General features: G+C 69.6%; 19 protein-coding genes and 1 pseudogene. 6 read left to right on the forward strand and 14 right to left on the reverse strand.

Annotation, left to right across the window (positions count from 1 at the left end; genetic code table 11):
• The first annotated feature begins 105 nt into the window (after positions 1 to 105).
• Complete coding sequence (gene ribA, locus U0177_RS04170; protein ID WP_409569334.1) at positions 106 to 747, forward strand: GTP cyclohydrolase II; 642 nt, start codon at positions 106 to 108, stop codon at positions 745 to 747.
• On the opposite strand, the gene U0177_RS04175 is transcribed toward ribA, so the two are convergent.
• The 5 genes from U0177_RS04175 to folB form a co-directional block, all read right to left on the reverse strand.
• Positions 720 to 1802 (reverse strand): glycosyltransferase family 4 protein, encoded by a 1083-nt coding sequence (locus U0177_RS04175; RefSeq protein ID WP_409569335.1) that lies wholly within the window; start codon positions 1800 to 1802, stop codon positions 720 to 722. The two genes, ribA and U0177_RS04175, sit on opposite strands and share 28 nt — an antisense overlap.
• The gene (locus tag U0177_RS04180) at positions 1795 to 2172 is read right to left on the reverse strand and encodes a 6-pyruvoyl trahydropterin synthase family protein (protein ID WP_409569336.1); all 378 of its coding nucleotides are present in this window, start codon (positions 2170 to 2172) and stop codon (positions 1795 to 1797) included. The genes U0177_RS04175 and U0177_RS04180 overlap by 8 nt, the downstream gene beginning before the upstream one ends.
• A gap of 1277 nt (positions 2173 to 3449) precedes the next feature.
• Positions 3450 to 4487, reverse strand: coding sequence for a zinc-dependent alcohol dehydrogenase (locus tag U0177_RS04185; RefSeq protein ID WP_409569337.1), 1038 nt, complete (start codon positions 4485 to 4487; stop codon positions 3450 to 3452).
• On the reverse strand, positions 4480 to 5172 hold the full coding sequence (locus U0177_RS04190) for a RibD family protein (RefSeq protein ID WP_409569338.1): 693 nt from the start codon (positions 5170 to 5172) through the stop codon (positions 4480 to 4482). Before U0177_RS04190 ends, U0177_RS04185 begins: the two co-directional genes overlap by 8 nt.
• Before the next feature lie 34 nt (positions 5173 to 5206).
• On the reverse strand, positions 5207 to 5578 hold the full coding sequence (gene folB, locus U0177_RS04195; protein WP_409569339.1) for a dihydroneopterin aldolase: 372 nt from the start codon (positions 5576 to 5578) through the stop codon (positions 5207 to 5209).
• 120 nt (positions 5579 to 5698) lie between these two features.
• On the opposite strand from folB, the gene U0177_RS04200 reads away from it, so the two are divergent.
• Together U0177_RS04200 and U0177_RS04205 are read left to right on the forward strand one after the other, a co-directional pair.
• On the forward strand, positions 5699 to 6361 hold the full coding sequence (locus tag U0177_RS04200; protein ID WP_409569340.1) for an MBL fold metallo-hydrolase: 663 nt from the start codon (positions 5699 to 5701) through the stop codon (positions 6359 to 6361).
• Entirely contained in the window at positions 6358 to 6993 is a 636-nt protein-coding gene (locus tag U0177_RS04205; RefSeq protein WP_409569341.1) for a DUF998 domain-containing protein, read from the forward strand. The genes U0177_RS04200 and U0177_RS04205 overlap by 4 nt, the downstream gene beginning before the upstream one ends.
• A gap of 287 nt (positions 6994 to 7280) precedes the next feature.
• Here the strand turns inward: U0177_RS04205 and U0177_RS04210 are convergent, their stop codons facing one another.
• On the reverse strand, positions 7281 to 8552 hold the full coding sequence (locus U0177_RS04210; protein WP_409569342.1) for a DEAD/DEAH box helicase: 1272 nt from the start codon (positions 8550 to 8552) through the stop codon (positions 7281 to 7283).
• Between the two features lie 386 nt (positions 8553 to 8938).
• Between U0177_RS04210 and U0177_RS04215 the strand changes: the two genes are divergently transcribed.
• A complete protein-coding gene (locus U0177_RS04215; protein WP_409569343.1) occupies positions 8939 to 9391 on the forward strand; it encodes an SRPBCC family protein in 453 nt (150 codons plus the stop codon).
• A 442-nt stretch (positions 9392 to 9833) separates the two neighbouring features.
• Here U0177_RS04215 and U0177_RS04220 read toward each other — a convergent pair whose 3' ends face one another.
• The 8 genes and pseudogenes from U0177_RS04220 to U0177_RS04255 all read right to left on the reverse strand — a co-directional run bounded on the left by U0177_RS04220 (position 9834) and on the right by U0177_RS04255 (position 17746).
• Positions 9834 to 10322, reverse strand: coding sequence for a response regulator (locus tag U0177_RS04220; RefSeq protein WP_409569456.1), 489 nt, complete (start codon positions 10320 to 10322; stop codon positions 9834 to 9836).
• Positions 10302 to 10740, reverse strand: a pseudogene (locus U0177_RS04225) (ATP-binding protein); the annotation flags it as partial. The pseudogene U0177_RS04225 and the gene U0177_RS04220, both read right to left, overlap by 21 nt.
• Before the next feature lie 58 nt (positions 10741 to 10798).
• Positions 10799 to 11683 (reverse strand): GAF domain-containing protein, encoded by an 885-nt coding sequence (locus tag U0177_RS04230; RefSeq protein ID WP_409569344.1) that lies wholly within the window; start codon positions 11681 to 11683, stop codon positions 10799 to 10801.
• 641 nt (positions 11684 to 12324) lie between these two features.
• A complete protein-coding gene (locus tag U0177_RS04235) occupies positions 12325 to 12966 on the reverse strand; it encodes a HAMP domain-containing protein (protein WP_409569345.1) in 642 nt (213 codons plus the stop codon).
• Between the two features lie 251 nt (positions 12967 to 13217).
• Positions 13218 to 14354, reverse strand: coding sequence for a hypothetical protein (locus tag U0177_RS04240; RefSeq protein ID WP_409569346.1), 1137 nt, complete (start codon positions 14352 to 14354; stop codon positions 13218 to 13220).
• A 278-nt stretch (positions 14355 to 14632) separates the two neighbouring features.
• A complete protein-coding gene (locus U0177_RS04245) occupies positions 14633 to 15514 on the reverse strand; it encodes a CPBP family intramembrane glutamic endopeptidase (protein ID WP_409569347.1) in 882 nt (293 codons plus the stop codon).
• 88 nt (positions 15515 to 15602) lie between these two features.
• Complete coding sequence (locus U0177_RS04250; RefSeq protein ID WP_409569348.1) at positions 15603 to 16289, reverse strand: response regulator; 687 nt, start codon at positions 16287 to 16289, stop codon at positions 15603 to 15605.
• On the reverse strand, positions 16286 to 17746 hold the full coding sequence (locus U0177_RS04255) for a DUF4118 domain-containing protein (protein ID WP_409569349.1): 1461 nt from the start codon (positions 17744 to 17746) through the stop codon (positions 16286 to 16288). Before U0177_RS04255 ends, U0177_RS04250 begins: the two co-directional genes overlap by 4 nt.
• Before the next feature lie 219 nt (positions 17747 to 17965).
• Here U0177_RS04255 and U0177_RS04260 point away from each other — a divergent pair, with 219 nt between their 5' ends.
• On the forward strand, positions 17966 to 19990 hold the full coding sequence (locus U0177_RS04260; protein WP_409569350.1) for an APC family permease: 2025 nt from the start codon (positions 17966 to 17968) through the stop codon (positions 19988 to 19990).
• A gap of 16 nt (positions 19991 to 20006) precedes the next feature.
• Positions 20007 to 20276, forward strand: a complete 270-nt coding sequence (locus tag U0177_RS04265; protein WP_409569351.1) for a hypothetical protein — start codon at positions 20007 to 20009, stop codon at positions 20274 to 20276.
• Positions 20277 to 20394: the final 118 nt, after the last annotated feature.

Raw genomic sequence — 20394 nt, forward strand, 5'->3', positions numbered from 1 at the left:
GGGCACTGCCGACGCCACATCCGCAATACAGAGGCACACCGGGCCGGCGAGCCACGCCGTGCCTCCTGAAACATACGGCTCACCAGACAGAGAGGAAGTAGCAGCATGTCAACGATTCAGCGCAGCGCCAGCACCAGCCTGCCGACGCGCTACGGCACATTCACGCTGTCGATCTATCACGAAGAGCAGCGCCACGAGCACCTCGCGCTCACGGTCGGCAGCCCGTCCGGCGCCACCCCGGTGCTGGTGCGCCTGCACTCGGAATGCATCACCGGCGACCTGTTCGGCTCGGCACGCTGCGACTGCGGCGAGCAGCTCGACCACAGCCTGCGGCTGCTGCAAGCCGAGCGCTGCGGCGTGCTGATCTACCTGCGCCAGGAGGGCCGCGGCATCGGCCTCGTCAACAAGATCCGCGCCTACGCGCTTCAGGAGCAGGGGCTCGATACTGTCGAGGCCAACCGGGCGCTCGGCCTGCCCGACGACATGCGCGACTACGGGGTCGCCGCCGAGATCCTGGCCGACCTGGGGATCGGCAGGGTGCGCCTGCTGACGAACAACCCCGACAAGATCGACGGCCTGACGCGCTATGGCATCGAGGTGTGCGAGCGCGTGCCGCTGTTTGTCGCGCCGAACGCCACCAACCTGCACTACCTGAAGACCAAGCAGCAGCGTATGGGCCACCTGCTGCCCGAGGAGCTGAACCCGGCCCTGCCGGGCGCTCAGCGCCGCGCGAGCCTGGCCTCGTGAAGCACACCAGCGAAGCGCCGCGCCGCGTCGGCCCACGTCGGCAGCGCGTGGCTACGGCGGCGCGCGGCGCGCCCCAGCCGCTCGCGTAGCCCGGCGTCGCCCAGCAGGCGCGCCAGCGCCCCAGCCAGCGCGCCTGGATCGCCCGGCGGCAGCAGCAGCCCGGCATCGCCCACCAGCTCGGGCAGCGGGCCGGTGGCGCAGGCGACGACCGGCAGGCCAAAGGCGAGCGCCTCGGCGTAGGCCATGCCGTAGCCTTCAAACGCCGAGGGCAGCACGAACAGCGCCGCGCTCGCGTAGGCCCGCGTCAGCGCCGCGTCGTCGAGCGTGCCGCGCACGAGGATCGGCGCGGCGGCGGATGCGCGCGCAATCGCCGCACGAACCTCGGCCGCATACGCCGGGTCGGCGTCGTTCTCGCCCACCAGCTCGAGCAGCGCCGGCGACCGGGGCGCGCTGGCCCACGCCTGCACCAGCTCGAGCAGCCCTTTGCGCGGGATCCACTGCGCCACGCACAGCGCCACGGCCGAAGGCGGCTGACCCACCGCCGCCGCCCGCAGCGCTGCCTCCTCGGGGCTTGGCGGGGTTGGCAGCGCGGGAGCGTGCAGCCGGTCGCAGCCGGGCTGCACCACGCGAATGCGCCCGGCCGGCACGCCGCGCCGCTCCAGCGCCGCCTGGCCGTGCGCGCTCACGGCGATCAGCAGGTCGGATCGCAGCAGCGGCGCCTCCAGCTCGGCCGCGCCGCCGCCGGCCAGGCTCGGCAGCTCGTGAACCATGGCCACAACCGGCCGCAGCGCGCGCCAGCGATCGAGCCACGGCGCGCACACCGCCCGCGCCAGCGCGTCGACCACAACCACGTCGAACGGGCGCGGGTCGAACTCGCCGCCGAAGGCCGCCGCGCGCTCAAGCTGCGCGGGCAAGGCCGCTGCGCTCGCAACAACCTCATCGAGCGCGATGCCGCCCTCGCGCAGCGCCGCGAATACGCGGGCGTGGTACAGGTAGCCGCCGGTGAGCCGCCGGGTGTCGCCAACGGTGATGAACGCGACGCGCGGGCTAGTCAAGGCGGTCGTCTCGCGCCGCGTAGACGCCCGGCGACTCCCAGACGCGCACCAGCAGCGAGGCCAGCCCCAGGCCGCGCACCCCCGCCGCCAGCTGCTCCCAGCAGAAGCGCGCGACATGCTCGGCGGTGGTGTTTGTGCCGGCAAGCTCGGGCAGGTCGTCGAGGTTCTGGTAGTGAAGCCGCCCAACCAGCTCGGCCACAGCGGCGTTCAGCCGGCCGATATCGTACAGCGTGCCATCGGGCTGCAGGCGCTCGCCGCGCAGCGCCACCTCCAGCCGGTAGGTGTGCCCGTGCAGCCGCGTCGCCGGGCCGAAGTCGCCAACCAGCCGATGGGCCGCCTCAAACTGCGCGGCCACCCCAATCTCGTACATGTGCGGGCCTCACTCCTTGCTCACTTGCTCAAGCGTTCCCCAACGAAGGCTTTCGGGGGCTTCGCGCCCCCGCGCCCCGCGAGCGCTTTCGGGGGCTTCGCGCCCCCATGCCCCGCGAGCGCTTTCGGGGGCTTCGCGCCCCCGCGCCCCGCGGCAGAGGGCGGACGCCCGCCCTCTGCACTCCCGCGCTGGGGCTTCGCCCCAGACCCTGTAAAAGAATGCTGTCTCTGTCACTACGCCTGTGGCGCATGCCTCGTGGCAAACCGACATGTCACTCCGCGCCACCAGGCATGCGCGTCTGACGTTGCCGCTGGCACAGCCTTTCCCGTAGGGCGCGCATCGTGCGCGCCTTCTCTCCATTGAGGTCAGCTCGGGGCTTCGCGCCCCCATCCCCCGCGGCAAACCGACATGTCTCTCCGCGCCACCAGGCGCGTGCGTCTGACGTTGCCGCTGGCACTGCCTTTCCCGTAGGGCGCGCATCGTGCGCGCCTTCTCTCCATTGAGGTCAGCTCGGGGCCTTCGCGCCCCCATCCTCGTTGCAAAACGCCACGTCTCTCCGCGCCACCAGGCGCGTGCGTCTGACGTTGCCGCTGGCACAGCCTTTCCCGTAGGGCGCGCATCGTGCGCGCCTTCTCCCCATTGAGGTCAGCTCGGGGCTTCGCACCCCCATCCTCGTTGCAAAACGCCACGTCTCTCCGCGCCACCAGGCATGCGCGTCTGACGTTGCCGCTGGCACTGCCTTTCCCGTAGGGTGCGCATCGTGCGCGCCTTCTCTCCATTGAGGTCAGCTCGGGGCTTCGCGCCCCCATCCCCCGCGGCAAACCGACATGTCTCTCAGCGCCACCAGGCATGCGCGCCTGACGTTGCCGCTGGCACGGCCTTTCCCGTAGGGCGCGCATCGTGCGCGCCTTCTCCCCATTGAGGTCAGCTCGGGGCTTCGCGCCCCGCGCCCCGCGGCAAACCGACATGTCACTCCGCGCCACCAGGCATGCGCGTCTGACGTTGCCGCTGGCACGGCCTTTCCCGTAGGGCGCGCATCGTGCGCGCCTTCTCTCCATTGAGGTCAGCTCGGGGCCTTCGCACCCCAGACCCCGTAAAGAATGCTGCCGCTCTCGCTACGCCGGTGGCGCATGCCTCGCGGCGCGGGTACAGGTGACGGTTTGCCCTGAGGCATGAGCGTACGGCATTGAGGATGGTATGGCTTTCTTCCCTGTGAAGGCGCGCACGATGCGCGCCCTACATGCGGCAATGCGCTCTCCGCTCAAACGCTCAAACGCTCAAACGCTCTGCGCTGGGCTATCGTCGTACACCAGCACCACCTGGCCGGTCTCGCCCGTGCGGCTATCGACGAGGTCGTAGGCGGCGGCGGCGGCGGCAAGCGGCAGCCTATGCGTCACCAGCTCGGCCAGCCGCAGCCGGGGCAGCAGCGCCCGCACCGCCACGAAGCGCCTGGCGTGATCCCAGCGCGGCGCCAGCTCGGGGTTCAAGCGCCCGACCTGCGACGAGCGCAGGCGGATGCGGCCGCGGTGGAAGTTGCCGCCCAGATTCAGCGTCACCGGCTTGCTGCCATACCACGAGGCGACGATCACGCTGCCTTCGTCCATCACGGCGTCGATCGCCATCTGCAGGGCCGCGGCGCTGCCGCTGACCTCGATCGCAATATCGGCGGCGCGGCCGTCGTTGTGCGCGCGGATCTGCGCGCCAAGGTCGCTAGCGGGCGCAAAGGCCGCGTCGGCGCCAACCTGCAGGGCCAGCGCCCGCCGCCGCTCAAGCGGGTCGACCACCAGCACGCGCCGCGCGCCGGCGAGGCGCAGCAGCTGCGCCACCAGCAGCCCGACCACGCCCTGCCCGAACAGCACTACGGTTTCGCCCAGGTGCAGCGGCGTGTCGTGAACGATATTCAGCGCCGTCTCGAGGTTGGCGCTGAATACGCCGGCCAGCGGGTCGAGGCCGGGCGGCAGCCGCAGCGCCAGCTGCGCCGGCACGAGGAACACGCTCTGGTGCGGGTGCAGCGCGAACACCATATCGCCCGGCGCGAACTCGCCCGCGCCCGGCCCGACATCGAGCACCTGCCCGACGGCCGCGTAGCCATACTTGATCGGGAAGCCAAACCCACCAGCAAGCGTCGGCAGGTCGAGCGGCATCTCGGGCGGCACCTCGCCACGGTACACCAGCATCTCGGTGCCCTGGCTGAGCGCCGAGGCGACCGCGCGCACGCGCAGCGCCCCCGCCTGTGGCTCGGGCACCTCCTCGTCGCGCAGCTCAATCGTGCGCGGCCCGCGCATCCATACCGCCGTGGCGCGAAGCTTAGCCATGGGCCGGCTCCTCCGCGTCGCCGGGCGGGTAGCGCAGCCGCCCATCCAGCACAATGTCCGCGCCGTAGCGCTCGACGGCCATATCGGCGATCGACGGCATCTGTTCCAGCCGCGCCACGCCCAGGTCGCCGATCGCCGCCAGGCCCGCGCCCATCAGTCGCGGCGCGACGCAGACGACCAGCCGGTCGGCCAGGCGCGCGCGCAGCAGCGAGGTGACGATCGCCGCGCCGCCCTCGACCATGAGCGTGCCGATGCCCTCGCGCGCCAGGGCCGCCAGCAGGGCGCCCAGGTCGACACGGCCGTCCGCGTCGGCGGGAAGCACGAGTACGCTGGCGCCGAGCGCCTCGAGCGCCGCCCGGCGCGCCGCGCCCGCCCGCTCGGTTGTCGCGAGCAGCGTGCCACGCGCCGCGCCGCCGGCCAGCACCGCCGCGGTATCAGGCGTGCGCAGGGCGCTATCGACCACCACGCGCAGCGGGTCGCGCCCCGCGACGTGCCGAACATTCAGGCGCGGGTTGTCTTTCAGCACCGTGCCGACGCCCACAAGGATGGCGCCGTGCTGGGCGCGCAGGCCGTGCCACAGGCGCAGCGAATCCGGCCCGCCGATCCACTGCGACGTGCCGTCGGCGGTCGCAAGCCGCCCGTCGAGCGTCTGGGTATAGCAAAGGGTGACGGAAGGTCGTGCCATGCTGGTGCCGTTTCGTGGCAAACAGGCGGCCGGGCTAGGCGCGGCGGCGCACAATTTCGACAGCCGAATGAAGCAGCGCGGTGTCGCCGAGGCGCACGTGCGGCTTGGCCACTTTCACCCGCACAGCCTGCACCCGGCCGTGGCGCTCGAGCACGGCGGCGGCGATACGCTCGGCCACCGTCTCGGTGAGGTTCACGGCCTGGCCCTCGACAATCGCGCGCGCCTGCTGGTACACTTCGCTATAGTCGACGGTGAGCGCCAGATCGTCGGAAACGCCGGCGGCGCGCAGGTCGCACCGCAGCTCGATATCGACCACGAATGGCTGGCCAAGGCGGCGCTCTTCGGGCAGCGTGCCATGGTAGCCAACAAAGCGCATGCCTTCCAGCAGAATACGGTCGGTGTCCACGGCTACATTCCCTCCTCGGCAGCAATAGCAGATCACGCGCGGTAGAGCGCGGGCGTGCCCATTCCGCAGCGATGTAGTATACCATGGCGCAGGATGCGGCCACACACGCCGGAGGCGCGTATGCACGAACTAGCGGACGATGTCTTTATCCTCGGCGGCTTTCCGATGTACGCAATCAACGCCTACCTGCTCGGCGACATCGTCGTCGACGCCGGGGTGCGCTGGATGCGGCGCGGCCTGCTGCGGCAGCTGCGCGGGCGGCGGCTGGCGGCCCACGTGCTGACACACGCCCACCCCGATCACCAGGGCAGCAGCCGCGCGCTCTGCCGTGCATTCGGCCTGCCGCTCTGCTGCGGTGCGCGCGACGCGGCGGCCATGGAGCAGGGCGACACAGCCGCGCTGCTGCCGCGCAGCTTCGCGAACCGCCTGCTGGCGGCCGGCTTCGGCGGGGGCGCCTACCCGGTGGCGCGGCGGCTACGCGCGGGCGACCACGTCGGCAGCTTCACCGTCGTCGAGACGCCCGGGCACACGCCGGGGCACATCTCGCTCTGGCGCGCGGCCGACCGCACGCTGATCCTCGGCGACGTGCTCGCCAACCAGCACCCGCTGACCCAGCGCGTCGGCCTGATCGAGCCGCTCGCGCGCTTCACGCTCGACCCGGCGCGCAACCGCCAGTCGGCGCGGGCGGTGGCGGCGCTTGGGCCACAGCTGGTGTGCTTTGGGCATGGGCCGCCGCTGCGCGACGGCGCTGCGCTGCGCGCGTTCGTGGCGGGGCTGCCATGAGCGCGGCGGATCGGCGCGCGCTGCGCTACGCCGCGCTGGCCGGCCTGGCTGGCCCGCTGCTGCTCTGCGGCGCGCTGGTGGTGCTCACGGCGGCGCAGTACGAGTTCATGCGATCGCTGGGCTGGCGCCCGCTCGCCGCACCAACGCTCGACTGGCCGAGCGGCCTGGCGCTCGGGCCACACGGCATCTGGATGACCTGGACGTTTATCGCATGCGGGCTGCTGCTGATCGTCTTCGCCGGCGGGCTGCGGCGCGCGCTGGGTGCGGGGCGGGCCGGCCGAAGCGGCGCGCTGCTGATCGCGCTCGCCGGGGTGGCGATGGCCGCGCTGAGCGCGCCAACCGACCCGACCCTCGCCGGCGGGCCGCCGACCGCGCTTGGCCGCATGCACGATCTCGCGTTCGCCGCGCTCGGGCTCACGTTTTGGCCCGGCCTGCTGGCGCTGGCCTGGGCCTTCCGGCGCGCACAGTGGCGCGGCTACGCCGCGCTGACCGCCGTGGTGGCCGCGCTGGTAGGGCCGGCGTTTCTGCTCAAGGGGCTGCTGTTCTACGGCCTGCTGCTGGCGGTGCTTGGCTGGTGCGTGGCGGTGGCGCTACGGCTGTGGCGGCTTGCCGCCGAGCGGGCGCCGCAGTAGCAGCGCGCCCGGCATACCAATGATCCGAACTCCGTTCGAGCAGTTTCGTTGTATGATGCCCTGCCCGGCGAAGCCAGGCAGGGCATCATACAACGAAATATTTGTGCTGGGCAAGCACATGCTGCATATTAGTTATGGTGCGGCGCGGCGCGGCGAAGCCGCGCGCGCTTCACCCCACCGTGCAGGGTGTATTTGCCCAATACAATAAAACGAAATGTTGTCCAGGGCAAGCGCATCGCGGATGGCCCCGCTCTCCAAACGAGCGAGGCGACAACAAGGTGCGGCGGCTAGCGCGCGCCGCCGCGGCCGCGCCGAGGCATGCTAGCGCCGGAGCGGCCCGCTGCCTGCACGCTCGGGCTGCGATGTGCCGGCTGGGCGGCGCGCTGCTCGTGGCGTGGCGCGGGCGCAAACTGCTGGCTGGGCGGCGCGTTGTAGTCGAAGCCGGCGATCGTGGCGCGCTCGATCCGTCGTCCGACCGCGCGCTCGATCATGCGCACCGTCGCGTCGTCCTCGGGCGTCACCAGCGTAAACGCATCGCCCTCGCGCTCGGCCCGGCCGGTGCGGCCGATCCGGTGAATATAGGCGTCGGCGGTGTCGGGAATGTCGTAGTTGATCACATGCGAGATGCTGGCGACATCAATGCCGCGCGCGGCGATATCGGTCGCGACCATGATCTGGTACGTGCCGCTGCGGAAGCCGTCGAGCGCGGCCTGGCGCTGGTTTTGCGTGCGGTCGCTATGCAGCGAAGTAACGCGGTGGCCGGCGCGCTCGAGCTGGCGCGCCAGGCGCGCGGCGCGGTGGCGGGTGCGTGTGAAGATCAGCACCGAGCGCGCGTCGGTGCGCCGCAGCAGCTCAAGCGTCAGCCCGGTCTTCAGATGCTGCGCCACCGGGTATAGCGCGTGCGCCACCGTAGTGGCAGGCTGGCTCAGGCCCACGGCGATGCGCCGCGGGTCGCGCAGCGCCTGCGCCGCTAGCTGCTCGATCTCGGGCGGAAATGTTGCCGAGAACAGCATCGTCTGGCGCTTGGCCGGCACAAAGCCAAGAATGCGCCGCACCGCCGGCAGAAAGCCCATGTCGAACATGCGATCGGCCTCGTCGAGCACCAGCAGCTCGACGCCGTCGAGCCGCGCGTTGCCCTGGTCGATATGGTCGAGCAGGCGGCCGGGGCAGGCCACGAGGATCTCGACACCGTCGCGCAGCGCGCGCTCTTGCGGGGCCATCGGCACGCCGCCGTAGATTGTGGCGCTGCGCAGCCCGCTGGCACGCCCCAGCACGCGGAATGCGTCGTTGATCTGCTCGGCAAGCTCGCGCGTTGGCGTCACGATCAGCGCGCGGCAGCCCGAGGCCGCGCGGCCGCGCGGCGCTTTCAGCAGCCGCTGCAATATCGGCAGCGCGAATGCGGCAGTCTTGCCGGTGCCAGTCTGCGCAGTGCCGATCAGATCGTGGCCGGCCAGCGCCGGCGGGATGGCGGCGGCCTGGATGGGCGTGGGCACGGCATAGCCAGCCGCCCGCACACCCTGCATCAGGCGCGGGTCGAGGTTGAATTGGTCGAAGCTCAAATTCTATCCTTAGTCAATCGGGGAGTCCTGGGCAATGTGAAGAGGTGAAGCAGTTTCACGCACGCGGCACAGCCACTCAACTCCAGGCTTACAGTGCGTGTCCCTCTGGGAAGAAACGGTAAGCACGGTCTTTTCGGCGCGCCTGTGCCAAACCCAGAGCGGCCGGCGCGTTGTGCCAGTATACCACACGTGCGGCTGGCGTGCTGGCGGGCGGCATAGCTCTTGCAACCCTGCTCGCGCTATACAGCTCACGACGACACGGCGTACGCGGCCGGCTTTTTCGCCTGCGGCAGCACAGAAGGCCGCACCTACCGTGCTGCCGCAGGCAAAATCAGCTCACGACGCAGGTGGCCGCGTAGCCGTGACAATAAGAGAAGGAGCACGCAATGGCCGATCAGTTTACCAAGCAGATCATTGTGAACGCGAGCGTGACCGAGGCGTACAACGCCTGGGCAAACTTCGAGAACTTCCCCTACTTCATGCGCTACATCAAGTCGGTGCGCAAAACCGGCGACCGCACCAGCCACTGGGTGATGGACGGGCCGCTCGGCAAGGAGATCGAGTGGGACGCGCAGACCACCACCATGGAGCCGAACGACCGGCTGGCCTGGAACAGCCGCGACAACGGCGATATCACCACCAGCGGCCAGGTTGTGTTTAAGTCGCTGGCGAACGACCAGACGCATATCACTGTGACGCTGCAGTACGTGCCGCCGGCCGGCAAGCTCGGCGAGGTCGTCGCCCGTATCTTCAGCAACCCCGAGGCGCAGCTCGAAGAAGACCTGGCGAACTTCAAGGAATATATCGAGGGCCACCGCAGCCGCACCGCCGCGGCGTAGCACCTTCGCGGCCTCGCTGTGCTCGGACGGCGGCACAGAGCGCCACCATCCGAGCGCATGTTTTTGGTAGGGTTGCGTATTTGCGCTCTTCGGCTTCCTCAGAGCCTGTTTGAAAAGGGAGTGCGCGAGGAGCTATGCCTCGCACTTCCCCTTCTGGCGGGTGGCGGCCACATTCGTGGCCGCCACCCGCCAGAAAAGTGGAAACTTGGAGGGACTTCGTCCCTCCAAACCACCCCTTTCAAACAGCTTCTCAGTTGTGTGTGCAGTTTTTCCGCGCGGAGCACGGAAAAACTGCACCTCTACTTGTGCTCAGATTTTCGCGCAAAGCGCGAAAATCGAGCACTATCCATCAAAAAGTACCGCTCTGCCGAAGGCAAAAACGCGCACCGCGTAACTCCTGTATTTGAGGAACAGCGGCTCGGCAGGCCGACCGCATAGCTTCCTAGCCCAGCGCCTGCGCCAGAATATCGCGCAGATCGTCCTGGTCGAACGGCTTCTCGATCACGAAATCAGCCCCGGCGGCGCGCCTCGTCTTCGGCCAGCTGGCGGCCCACCCGGTGATCAGCACCGTCGGCACGCGCGGGTCGCGCGCCTTGATCTGCGCCAGCAGCTCCCAGCCGTTCATGTCGGGCATGCCCAGGTCGGAGATCACCAGGTCGAATGTGTCGGGCAGGAACCTGGCCAGCGCCTCGGCGCCATTTTCGGCCGCCTCGACCTTGTGGCCCCAGCGGGAGAGCAGGCGGCTGGTGGCGTCGCGGATCATGGCCTCGCTTTCGACAAACAGGATGTGGCCGGGCTGCACCAGCTGCGGCAGGCGCGGCTGGCCGCTCTTGGCCGCCGGGCCGGTGTTGCGCACTGGCAGGCGCACACTAAAGCGCGTGCCGGCGCCGCGCTCGCTCTCGACGTCGATCTGGCCGCCGTGGCCCTGCACGATGCTCAGCGACACCGCCAAGCCCAGGCCGGTGCCGCCCTCGCCCTTGGTGGTAAAGAACGGGTCGAAGATCCGCGCGCGTCTCGGCGTCCATGCCCACGCCGGTGTCGGCCACCTCAACCACCACGCTCTGCCCGGCACCGTCCGCCGCGTCGCCAACCATGTCGTCGTAGCAGGCCACGGTAGGCTTGCCGCCCTTGGGCATCGCGTCGACCGCGTTGATGATCAGGTTGGTCAGCACCTCGCGCAGCTCGGCCGGCCGGCCGGCCAGCGGCATCACCGGCTGAAGCTGCTTGACGATCTCGATCGACGCGCCGCGGCTCTGGGCCACGTCGCGCCAGCGCGGCCGCGTGATGTCGATCGCGTCGCGCGCCAGCATGTCCAGGCGCACTTCGGTCATGGGCGAGTCGTGCTCCATGCGCGCGAAGCCCTGCAGCCGCCGCACCGTCTCGGCGCCGTCTTTGGCGGGCGCTCGATCACCCTGAGCATCTCTTTCTGGTCGTCGCTGGCGGCCTCGAACAGCAGTAGCTGGGCGTTGCCGAGGATGCCCGCCAGCAGGTTGTTGAAGTCGTGGGGCCACGCCCGAGGCCAGCTGGCCCACCGCGCGCACCTTGTCGACAAGGTTGAGGTGCTCTTGGGTGCGCGCGAGCTTGGCGGCGGTTTCCTCGCGCTCTTGCGAAAGGCGCGCGTTGTGCAGCGCCGTGCCGAGGTAGTGCGAAAGCTCGCGCAGCGCTGGCCACCTGGGTCGAGCCATAGGCATTCGGCTCGCGGCTGGCGAAATCGAGCGTGCCGAGCGCGCGGCTCGCGCCGACGATCGGCATTACCACGCCCGAGCGCAGGCCGCCCGCCGCCAGGCCACGGTCGTAGGCGAACGAGCTGCGCACCAGCTCGCTCTGCACCAGCGCCGTGCCGGTGCGGCAGGCCGTCTGCCAGGGCGTGCCCTCGGCCGGCTCGCGCTTGCCCGGCGGCAACTCGGCCCAGTCGCGCACCGCGAAATCGTACACCGTCTCAAACGCGAAGTCGTCGTCGTCGGGGCTGTAGAGCGCCAGCGCGGCGTAGTCGCAGGGCACTACCCGGCGGATCTGGTGGATAATCGTGCGCAGGATGCCGGGCAGCTCGCGGCTGACATCGCGCGTGCTGACCTCCTGGGTTACGCGGGTCACAACTTCAAGCTGAAGCGTGCGCTCCTGGGCTTCGGCGTACAGGCGGGCGTTGCCCATCGCCACGGCGGCCTGGTTGCCCAGCGCGGCGATCGCGCGCAGCTCCTCGTCGCCGTAACGGTTGGGCTGCTCGCTCTCGAGCATCAGCGCGCCATAGATCCGGCCCTGGCCCAGCAGCGGCACGCCCAGCCAGCTGCGCACCGGCTCGCCCGCCGCGCCGCCGACAATCGGGCGGTAGCGCAGAGTCGTGGCGCACCTCGTCGATGATGATCGGCCGCTCGTGCTCGGCAATCTGGGCGATCAGCGGCGCATCTTCCAGCCGGGCGCGGGTGCGCTCGGCGGCATGGGCGGCCGGGTAGCCGCGCGTCGCGGCGATCGCGAACACGTCGCCGTCGATCACCAGCAGGGCGCTGCGGTCGTAGGGCAGCACCTGGGCCAGCTGGTCGAGGATCAGCTCGGGCACGTCGGCCGGCGTCAGCGCGGCGCTCAGCGTCTGCGACACGCGGTAGATCGCCTCGGCCAGCGGCGGCGCAGCTGCTCGCTCTGGAACAGTCCGGCGTTGGTAAGCGCGATCGCCAGCGGCGTGGCCCAGCAGCTCGATCTGCTGCTCGTCGGCCGGGCCGAAGCTGTAGGGCCGGCTGCTCTGCAGCACGATCACCGCGCTGAGCTGGCCCTCAGTAGCTCACCGGCACGGCCAGCTCGGCGCGCGCCGCCGGCAGCCCCGGCGGGCGTCGAGCGCCGGCTCGAGCTGGATGTCGCCGATGCGCAGCCGCGCGCCGGTGAGCGCCACGCGCCCGGCCGCGTTGGTGTCGACAAGCGGGGCGCGCAGCGCCGGCGCGAAGCTATGTGCTCGCCGGCGTTGTCGCTGAAGTGGTGCAGCAGTACGTCGCCCGCAGCCAGCGCCACGCCCTATGCTCGTAGCCGAAGGTGTCGCGCAGCGCCGCCGCGAAGCGCCGCGCCAGCAGGTCGGGGTCGAGCGAGGCGTTCAGCTCGCGGCTGATCCGCAGCAGGCCATCCAGCTGGCGCACGCTGGCCTCAAGCGACTGGTTCTGGTCGCGCAGCTCGCGCGCCGACTGGTCGAACGACTGCGCCAGCGCCTCGAAGCTGCGCGCCAGCTCGCCGACCTCGCCAGCCGCGCGCACGGGCAGGCGGCCGCCGTCGCCGCGCTCGGCCAGCGCCGTCGCCGAGGCGATCAGCTGGCGCAGCGGCCGGGCAACCCAGCGCGCCAGCAGCCAGGCCAGCAGCAGCATGCCCAGCAGCAGCCCGCCGGCATAGGGCACCAGGTCGATCGCCAGCCCGTAGGCCACGTTCTGCGCGCCCAGCCACAGCTGTGCGCCCAGCAGCGGCGCCAGCAGCGCGTCGAGCACGCTGTAGGCCCAGAATACCAGCCCGGCCAGCCCGCCAAGCAGCGCAGCCAGCGCCAGCAGCACCGCCAAAAAGCCACGGCGCCTGATCGAGGATGTATGTGTGGATTGCTGCGTCATGCTGCGGGCCTCTCTTCGGGCGCGCCATGGCCGAAACCGGCCTCCTACTAGCTGTAAACGCAGCACGAGCGCCGAAGGGTGCGCGCGGCGCGCGGCTGAGATAGAACTGTAAGCAGGCGCCGCCGCGAAGCGGCTTGACGCGCCTCAATCATCGCGCCCCGCAAGATGCTTTTCGGGCTCTGCCAGAGCGCGCAAGGCGGGTGGCGGCCACATTCGTGGCCGCCGCCGCTCTCCAGCTAGGCTCTGAGGCCCTAAAACGGGTTGACCATCTCGAGGCCGCCGCCGGGCGCCAGGGCGAACACGGTGCCGAAGCCGTGGCGCGTGTCGTTCAGCGCCGGGAACCACAGCAGCGCCCCGCCGCCCGACCAGGGCTGATAGTCGGCGGCGGCGGGCGACTCGGGCGCGAAGGCCCAGCCTAGCCGCGCGCGGACTTCGGGGTGCTCGCGCCACACCTTGCCAAACCCGCGCTGCGGCTCCAGCAGGCTGCCCGGCGGCGTCAGCCCGGCATTCACCGGCTGGCCCTCGGCCCAGGTGTCCTCGTACACCTGGAAGCGTATGGGCGTGAGCGTGGCGTCGGCGCCCTCGGGGCGCGGCGGCAGCACGTAGATCTTGCGGCCCTGCGCGCCCAGATCGACCCACAGCATGCTGCCGTGCTCGAACGGCTGAACCGCGCCGGGCGCGCCCTGGATGGCCGGCTGCGGGCAGCCCAGCGCGCCGCGAAACGAGACGCTGGCGAAGGCGTGGCGCCAGGGGGCGAAGATCTGGCCGGCGCATGCGCCGAGCGCGCGCGCGTCGCGAACCGCGCGCCCAAGCAGCCCCAGCAAGATCTCCGAGCGCGTGCCGGCAAACTCCTCGTGGTACTCCATGCGCCGGCGCTCGAAGTACTGCACCGCGCCATACCAGTTGCCAGCCGACTCGGCGGTGCCCTCGGTGAGCGGGTAGCCAAAGCGCGCCAGGCCGCCGTTGCGCTCCCAGTAGCTCAGAAACGGCTGGCACACCGAGTGCTGCGTTTCGGGAAAGTAGCGGCAGCCGCGGTTGCCGGCCGCGGCGGGCAGCGGCTGCCATGCGCGGCCCTGCCACTCGAGGATCTCGGCGCCAAGGCGGCCGGCCATCACCCCGGCGGCGCCGTGGTCTTCCAGCCTGTCGCGCTCGAACCATTGCACCGGCAGATCCTGCGACTCGACGCGCTCGGTCTGCAGCGGCGTGATCGGGTAGCCAAAGGTCGCCAGGCCGCCGTTGCGCTCCCAGTAGGCGCGTATCGGCCCGGCGATGCACAGCTGCGTTTCGGCAAAGCAGCGCTGGCTCTGCGCCAGCGCCGGCGCGCCGAGCTGCGGCGCAAGCGCGAGCAGCGGCACGGCCAGCAGCAGGCCCATGTGTCGGATGTTCAAACAGTGCTCCTCTCTGTTTTAGGCGGCGCCTACGAAAAATCGTAAGAACCTTTCATACCAAATTCGCTTGATTACTTACACTTTGGTGGGGGTTTGGGCGGCTTCGCCGCCCGCTACTCCTTGTGTTGCACTGCGTGGCCGCCACGCAGTGCAACACAATCGATAAGTGATCAAGCGAAGATCGTATCAAGCTGCCTGAAAAGGAAAGGCGGCGCCGCATTGCTGCACGCCGCCCTATCCCTCGCGAGCCCGAATGCTCGCCCATACTGCCATGACGCCTACACGCCGCCTGCGGTTCCCTGCTCGCGCGCCGCGCCGCGCCGCAGCCAGGCCGGGGTGTAGATATGCCCACGCCGCACCGCCAGGCGCAGCAGCAGCACGCTCGCCAGCAGCGTCGCGATCAGCGCCACCAGCCCGGCCTCGGGCCCAAACGCGCCGCCGGTCCAATCGGCCGGGCCAGCCGTGCTGCTCACCAGCACGCTGCTGGTGGCATTCCCCGACACCGCCGCGCCAAAAAACGGCCCTTCGAAAAAGTTCCAGGCCCAGTGGATGCCGACGGCCATCCAGACATTGCGCGTGGCCAGGTAGGCGCCGCCGAGCAGCGCGCCGGCGCCGATCGCGATCGCCAGCGTCGACCAGACCGTCGCGTCGGGGTTGGCCAGGTGCGCCGCGCCAAACAGCGCGCCGCTCAGCGCCAGCGCCGCCCACGAGCCGAACACGCCCTCGAGCTGGCGGAACAGGATGCCGCGAAACAAGAATTCTTCAAACAGCGCCACCAGCAGAAACAGCACTACGCTGCCCAGCAGCGCCAGCGGCTCGAAGGCCACGCGCGCGACATGGTACCAGCCGGCCAGCGCCAGCGCGCCAAAGATCGCCGCCATCAGCGCCGCGCCGATCAGCACGCCCTGGCCGATCGCCTGCGGCGCGGCGCGCGGCGCCAGCCCGCCCTCGGCGACCGGGCGGCCTTCGATCCCGCGCTCGAGCAGCAGCACGATCCCGGCGGTTAGCAGCGCGCCGGCCGTCTCGGCGACAAACTGCGCAAGCGGCCCGGGAACCGAGCCGCTCAGAATCGCCACGACCAGCAGCGCGGCGGAGGCGAGCACAAAGGCCAGCGCCAGGCGGAGGCCGGCGAACCGCAGAACATGGCGGATGGTTTGCATTGGAGCGCTCCTGTTGAAAGGTGGTTTTCCAGTCGTGAGGCAGGTTCCCAAACCCGGCGCGTATGCTTCTGCCACGGCGCCGGCTGCGCTAGCCATCGGGCTGAAAGCGATAGCCGATGCCCGGCTCGGTGACGATCCGGCTGGGCCGGGCGCTGTCGGTCTCGATCTTGCGGCGCAGCTGCGTCACAAACACGCGCAGCGTCGCTACGTCGTGCTCGTAGGCGCTGCCCCACACCGCGCGCAGCAGCATGCGGTGCGTCAGCACCTTGCCGGCCTGGGTCGCCAGCGCGCACAGCAGATCATACTCCTTTGGCGTCAGGTGCACCTCGCGGTCGTCGAGGCTCACGCGCCGCTGCGCCAGGTCGATCTTCAGCGCGCCGAAGCGCAGCACCGGCTCGGCCGGGCTAGTCGCCTGGGCGTGGCGCAGCGCCACGCGAATCCGCGCCAGCAGCTCGTCGATGCCGAATGGCTTGGTCAGGTAGTCGTCGGCGCCGATGTCGAGCGCCTGCACCTTGTCGTGCTCGCCGTCGCGCACCGTCAGCACGATAATCGGCACCTGCGACCAGCCGCGCACCTGGCGGCACACCGCCAGGCCATCCAGGCGCGGCAGCCCCAGGTCGAGCAGGATCACATCGGGCCGCCAGCTAGCGGCCAGCTCGACGCCGCGCTGGCCGTCTTCGGCAATCGCCACCTCGTAGCCGCGCGCGCTCAGGCTCGAGCGCAGCAGCCGGCCGATCTGCGGCTCGTCGTCGACCACCAGAATACGCGCGCTCACAGCTGCCGCCCGGCCAGCGGGCGCGCGGCGGGCACGGCCACGGTCGGCAGCGTGAACACGAACTGCGCGCCGCCGCCCGGCGCGCTCTCGGCCCAGATCCGGCCGCCGTGCGCCTCGATAATGCCCTTGCAGATCGCCAGGCCCAAGCCCGCGCCATTGGCGTGGCGCTCGGAGTCGGCCACGCGCACGAATTTCTCGAAGATCCGCGCGTACAGGCCCTCGGGGATCCCCGGCCCACGGTCCCACACCGTCACCTCGATCTGCGTATCGTCGGCCGCCGCGCGCACGACGATCGGCGTGCCGTCGGGCGTGTAGCTTGCAGCATTCTCCAGCAGGTTGGTCAGCACCTGGTCGATATGCATGTAGCTGATCTGCACCGGCGGCAGCTCGGCCGGGATGTCGACCGTGATCGGGTGCCGGGCCAGCTGCGAGCGCAGCCGCGCCACCACGTTGCCGATCAGCTCGCCGACGTCCTGCGAGTTGCGCGCCGGGTAGTACGAGCCCGACTCGATCCGCGACATCTCGAGCAGGTTGCCAACCAGGCGGTTCAGCCGGTCGGCCTCGTCGTTCACCGCCTCGAGCATCTCGCGCTGGGCCGGGCGCTCGCGCGCCACCGCGTCGTCGAGCAGATCGGTGACAGTGCCCTTGATCACCGCCAGCGGCGTGCGCAGATCGTGCGACACCGAGGCAAACAGCGTGCCCTTCACCCGCTCGGCCTCGGCCAGCGCGCGCGCGCGGCTGGCTTCGTCCACCAGCCGGGCGCGCTCAAGCACCAGCACCACCTGCGTCGCGATCATCTCGAGCCGCTCGTGCTCGGCCGGCGCAAGCTCTTCCTGCAGCGAGCGTTGGGCCACGCGCAGCACGCCGAGCACGCGCGCGCCAATGCGCAGAAAGATATCGACATTGCGGGTGGGCTCGCTGGGCTGGGCCCCCGCTAGCGCGCGCTGGCTCAGGAAGCCGTTCTCGTCGTAGATCAGAATGGCGCAGCTCGGCACGCTCACCAGCTGGATCGTCGTCTGCGCCAGCAGCGGCAGCGCGCGATCGAGCGACACCTCGGCGCCTAGCGTCTGGCTCAAGCCATACAGCGCCGCCAGCTCGGTGGCGCTGCGCTGCGCGGTGTTGGCCTGCTCGCGCGCGCGGCTCGCCAGCGTGCTGGCGATCACCCCCACCACCAGAAACGTCAGCAGCTTCACGATGTCTTGCGGGTCGGCTACCGCCAGGGTGTGCAGCGGCGGCACAAAGAAAAAGTTGATCGCCAAAAACGACAGCACCGAGGCCAGAATCGCCGGCACAAGGCCGATGGTTGTCGCGCTGATCAGCACCACCACCAGGTAGATCATGGAGATCGTGGTCTCGTGCAGCGCTGGCAGCTGCGTCAGCAGCACCGTGACGATCACTACGCCGCCGATGCTCAGCGCGTAGCGCGGCGGCGCGCTCCAATTCCAGGTTGCGTCCATTCGATGATTGCGCCTTTCTCTTCCTTCTAATCGCCGGCCGCGCCATGATACCAGCAAGTCGCAAAAGAATGTGCAGCCACCTTTATACAATCCTTATACCCATATCGCAAATCCTAACACTTTCCAAATCTGTTTGGCGGTACATTGAGCTCCTAAGCGCATATGCCAGGCAGCGCCTGGCTCGCGCACGCAGCGCACCGCTACCTACCTGGAGACCATGTGACAAGCGTAATGAACATTGGCCCGGCTGGCGCACCCGAGCTAGCGCCCCACAGTTTGCAGCAGGCAGCCGAGGGCATCGCCACCCAGGCCACCGGCGAGCCTCCGCCCGGCAGGCCCGCTTCGCTGTTTCAGCTGATCCTTGGCCGGCCGCTTGAAACCGCCGCAGCCCCGCACCAGACTATCGGCAAAGCGGTTGGCATGGCAGTATTCGCCTCCGACGCACTTTCGTCGGTGGCCTACGCCACCGAAGAAATTTTGCTGGTGCTGGCGGCGGCCGGCGCGATCTACTTTCACTTCGCGCTGCCAATCGCCGGCGCGATCGCCCTACTTCTGGTGGTGCTGACGCTCTCGTACCGCCAGACGATCTTCGCCTACCCCGGCGGCGGCGGCGCGTATATCGTCGCGCGCGATAACCTGGGCGAAGGCCCGGCGCAAACCGCTGGCGCGGCGCTGCTCACCGATTATATTCTGACGGTGGCCGTGAGCATTGCCGCAGGCGTGGCGCAGCTGACCTCGGCCTTCCCAAACTTGCGGCCATTCCAGGTCGAGATCTGCCTGGCGCTGATCCTGGTGATGACGCTGGTCAACCTGCGCGGCGTGAAGGAGTCCGGGCGCGCGTTCGCCGGCCCCACCTACTTCTTCATCGCCATGACCATGCTGATGCTCGGCGCCGGGCTGTACCGCGTGGCCAGCGGCACGCTCACGCAGGTGCGGGGCGTCGAGTCGGTCGCATCCGGCCAGCTGCAGCCGCTGACGCTGTTTCTGATCCTGCGGGCGTTCTCGAGCGGCTGCACCGCGCTCACTGGCGTCGAGGCGATCTCGAATGGCATCACCGCCTTCCGCGAGCCCAAGAGCCGCAACGCCGCCACCACCATGGTCTGGATGAGCGGCGTGCTGATGCTGATGTTCATGGGCATTACGTTTCTGGCGCTGCGCGTCGGCGCGCTGCCTTCCGACCACGAGACGGTGATCTCGCAGCTGGGCCGCACGATCTTCGGCAGCGGCCCGCTGTACCTGCTGATGACCGCTGCCACCACGGCCATCCTGATCATGGCCGCGAACACCAGCTACGCCGATTTCCCCCGGCTGTGCGCGCTGCACGCCGGCGACGGCTTTCTGCCGCGCCAGCTGACCTACCGCGGCCACCGGCTGGTGTTCTCGTGGGGTATTGCCACGCTGGCCGGGCTGGCCGCGCTGCTGATCGTGCTGTTCGACGGCGACACCCACCTGCTGATTCCGCTGTACGCGATCGGCGTGTTCCTGAGCTTCACCATGTCGCAGGCCGGCATGGTGGTGCGCTGGCGCAAGATCAGCCGCATGCAGCCGGGCGAAGAGATCCATACCGAAGGCTCGACGCTGCGCTACGACCCGCACTGGCGCGCCAAACAGGCGATCAACGCCGTCGGCTGCGTGCTGACGGCGATCGTTATGGTGGTCTTCGCCATCACCAAGTTCAGCCAGGGCGCGTGGATCGTGGTGATTTTGATCCCGCTGCTGGTGCTGGGCTTTTTCCGCATTCACCATCACTACCAGAAGGTCAAGCACGCTCTGAGCCTGCAGTCGCGCCCGGTCGATCTGCGTACCCACGGCGTCGAGACGATCGTGCTCGTGAACGATGTGCACCACGGCACCATGCAGATGATCAGCTTCGCCGAGTCGCTGGGCAAGCCCTGGGCGGCCGTGCACGTGGCCATCCGGCCCGAGAAAACCGCGCGCGTGCTCGAAAAGTGGCACTCATACCTGGGCGACCACGGCCAGCTGTATGTGCTGCCCTCGCCCTACCGCAGCCTCACCGCGCCGATCGTGCGGCTGGTGAACGAGATCAAGCGCGAGCACCCCGACGCGTTTGTGAACATTATTATGGCCCAGCTGGTGACCGACTCGGTATGGGGCCAGCTGCTACACCGCAATAGCGGCCCGCTGTTTAAGTTCGCCTTTCAGCAGATACAGGGTGTTGCCGTCACCGACGTGCACTACCGTATCTCCGATGCCTGGCAGCCGGCGCCGGCCGCGCACGAGTAGCCAGAGGAGCAATTCCATGCGACAGCAACCTTCCGAACACACTGGTCGCCCGCAATTCCCAGGCCGGCTGTTGGCCGCGATCGACGGCCTGCAGGCGCTGCTATGGGGCATCTGGACGCTCGCCGTGGCCACGACGGCGTACATCAGCTGGCATGCCGATATGCTCGCCCAGCGCCCGCTGAACCTGTTGGGCCTGGTGGTGCACTGCGGCGTGGCCGGCGTGGTTGGCCTGGTGGTGCTGACGCTGCTCGAAATGTGGCTACGCCCTTGGCTCTTCGCAAGGTAGCTTTGCAGGCCGCCCAAACAGCGGTGCCTGATGCCGTAGAGGTGTGCGTTTTTCCGCGCTCTGGGCAGAAAAGCGCACACAACGACGGCTGAGTAGTATGCTGCCGCAGGCAAAAGCG

It is taken from the genome of Kouleothrix sp. (assembly GCF_046328425.1).
Classification (GTDB): Bacteria; Chloroflexota; Chloroflexia; order Chloroflexales; family Roseiflexaceae; genus Kouleothrix.

Bases quoted from the DNA above. Each gene is read 5' to 3' on its own strand.
- U0177_RS04190 (WP_409569338.1), bottom strand. From the start codon at position 5,172: ATGGCACGACCTTCCGTCACCCTTTGCTATACCCAGACGCTCGACGGG.
- U0177_RS04205 (WP_409569341.1), top strand. From the start codon at position 6,358: ATGAGCGCGGCGGATCGGCGCGCGCTGCGCTACGCCGCGCTGGCCGGC.
- U0177_RS04245 (WP_409569347.1), bottom strand. From the start codon at position 15,514: ATGCAAACCATCCGCCATGTTCTGCGGTTCGCCGGCCTCCGCCTGGCG.
- U0177_RS04215 (WP_409569343.1), top strand. From the start codon at position 8,939: ATGGCCGATCAGTTTACCAAGCAGATCATTGTGAACGCGAGCGTGACC.
- U0177_RS04255 (WP_409569349.1), bottom strand. From the start codon at position 17,746: ATGGACGCAACCTGGAATTGGAGCGCGCCGCCGCGCTACGCGCTGAGC.
- U0177_RS04235 (WP_409569345.1), bottom strand. From the start codon at position 12,966: ATGACGCAGCAATCCACACATACATCCTCGATCAGGCGCCGTGGCTTT.
- U0177_RS04265 (WP_409569351.1), top strand. From the start codon at position 20,007: ATGCGACAGCAACCTTCCGAACACACTGGTCGCCCGCAATTCCCAGGC.
- ribA (WP_409569334.1), top strand. From the start codon at position 106: ATGTCAACGATTCAGCGCAGCGCCAGCACCAGCCTGCCGACGCGCTAC.
- U0177_RS04185 (WP_409569337.1), bottom strand. From the start codon at position 4,487: ATGGCTAAGCTTCGCGCCACGGCGGTATGGATGCGCGGGCCGCGCACG.
- U0177_RS04180 (WP_409569336.1), bottom strand. From the start codon at position 2,172: ATGTACGAGATTGGGGTGGCCGCGCAGTTTGAGGCGGCCCATCGGCTG.
- U0177_RS04200 (WP_409569340.1), top strand. From the start codon at position 5,699: ATGCACGAACTAGCGGACGATGTCTTTATCCTCGGCGGCTTTCCGATG.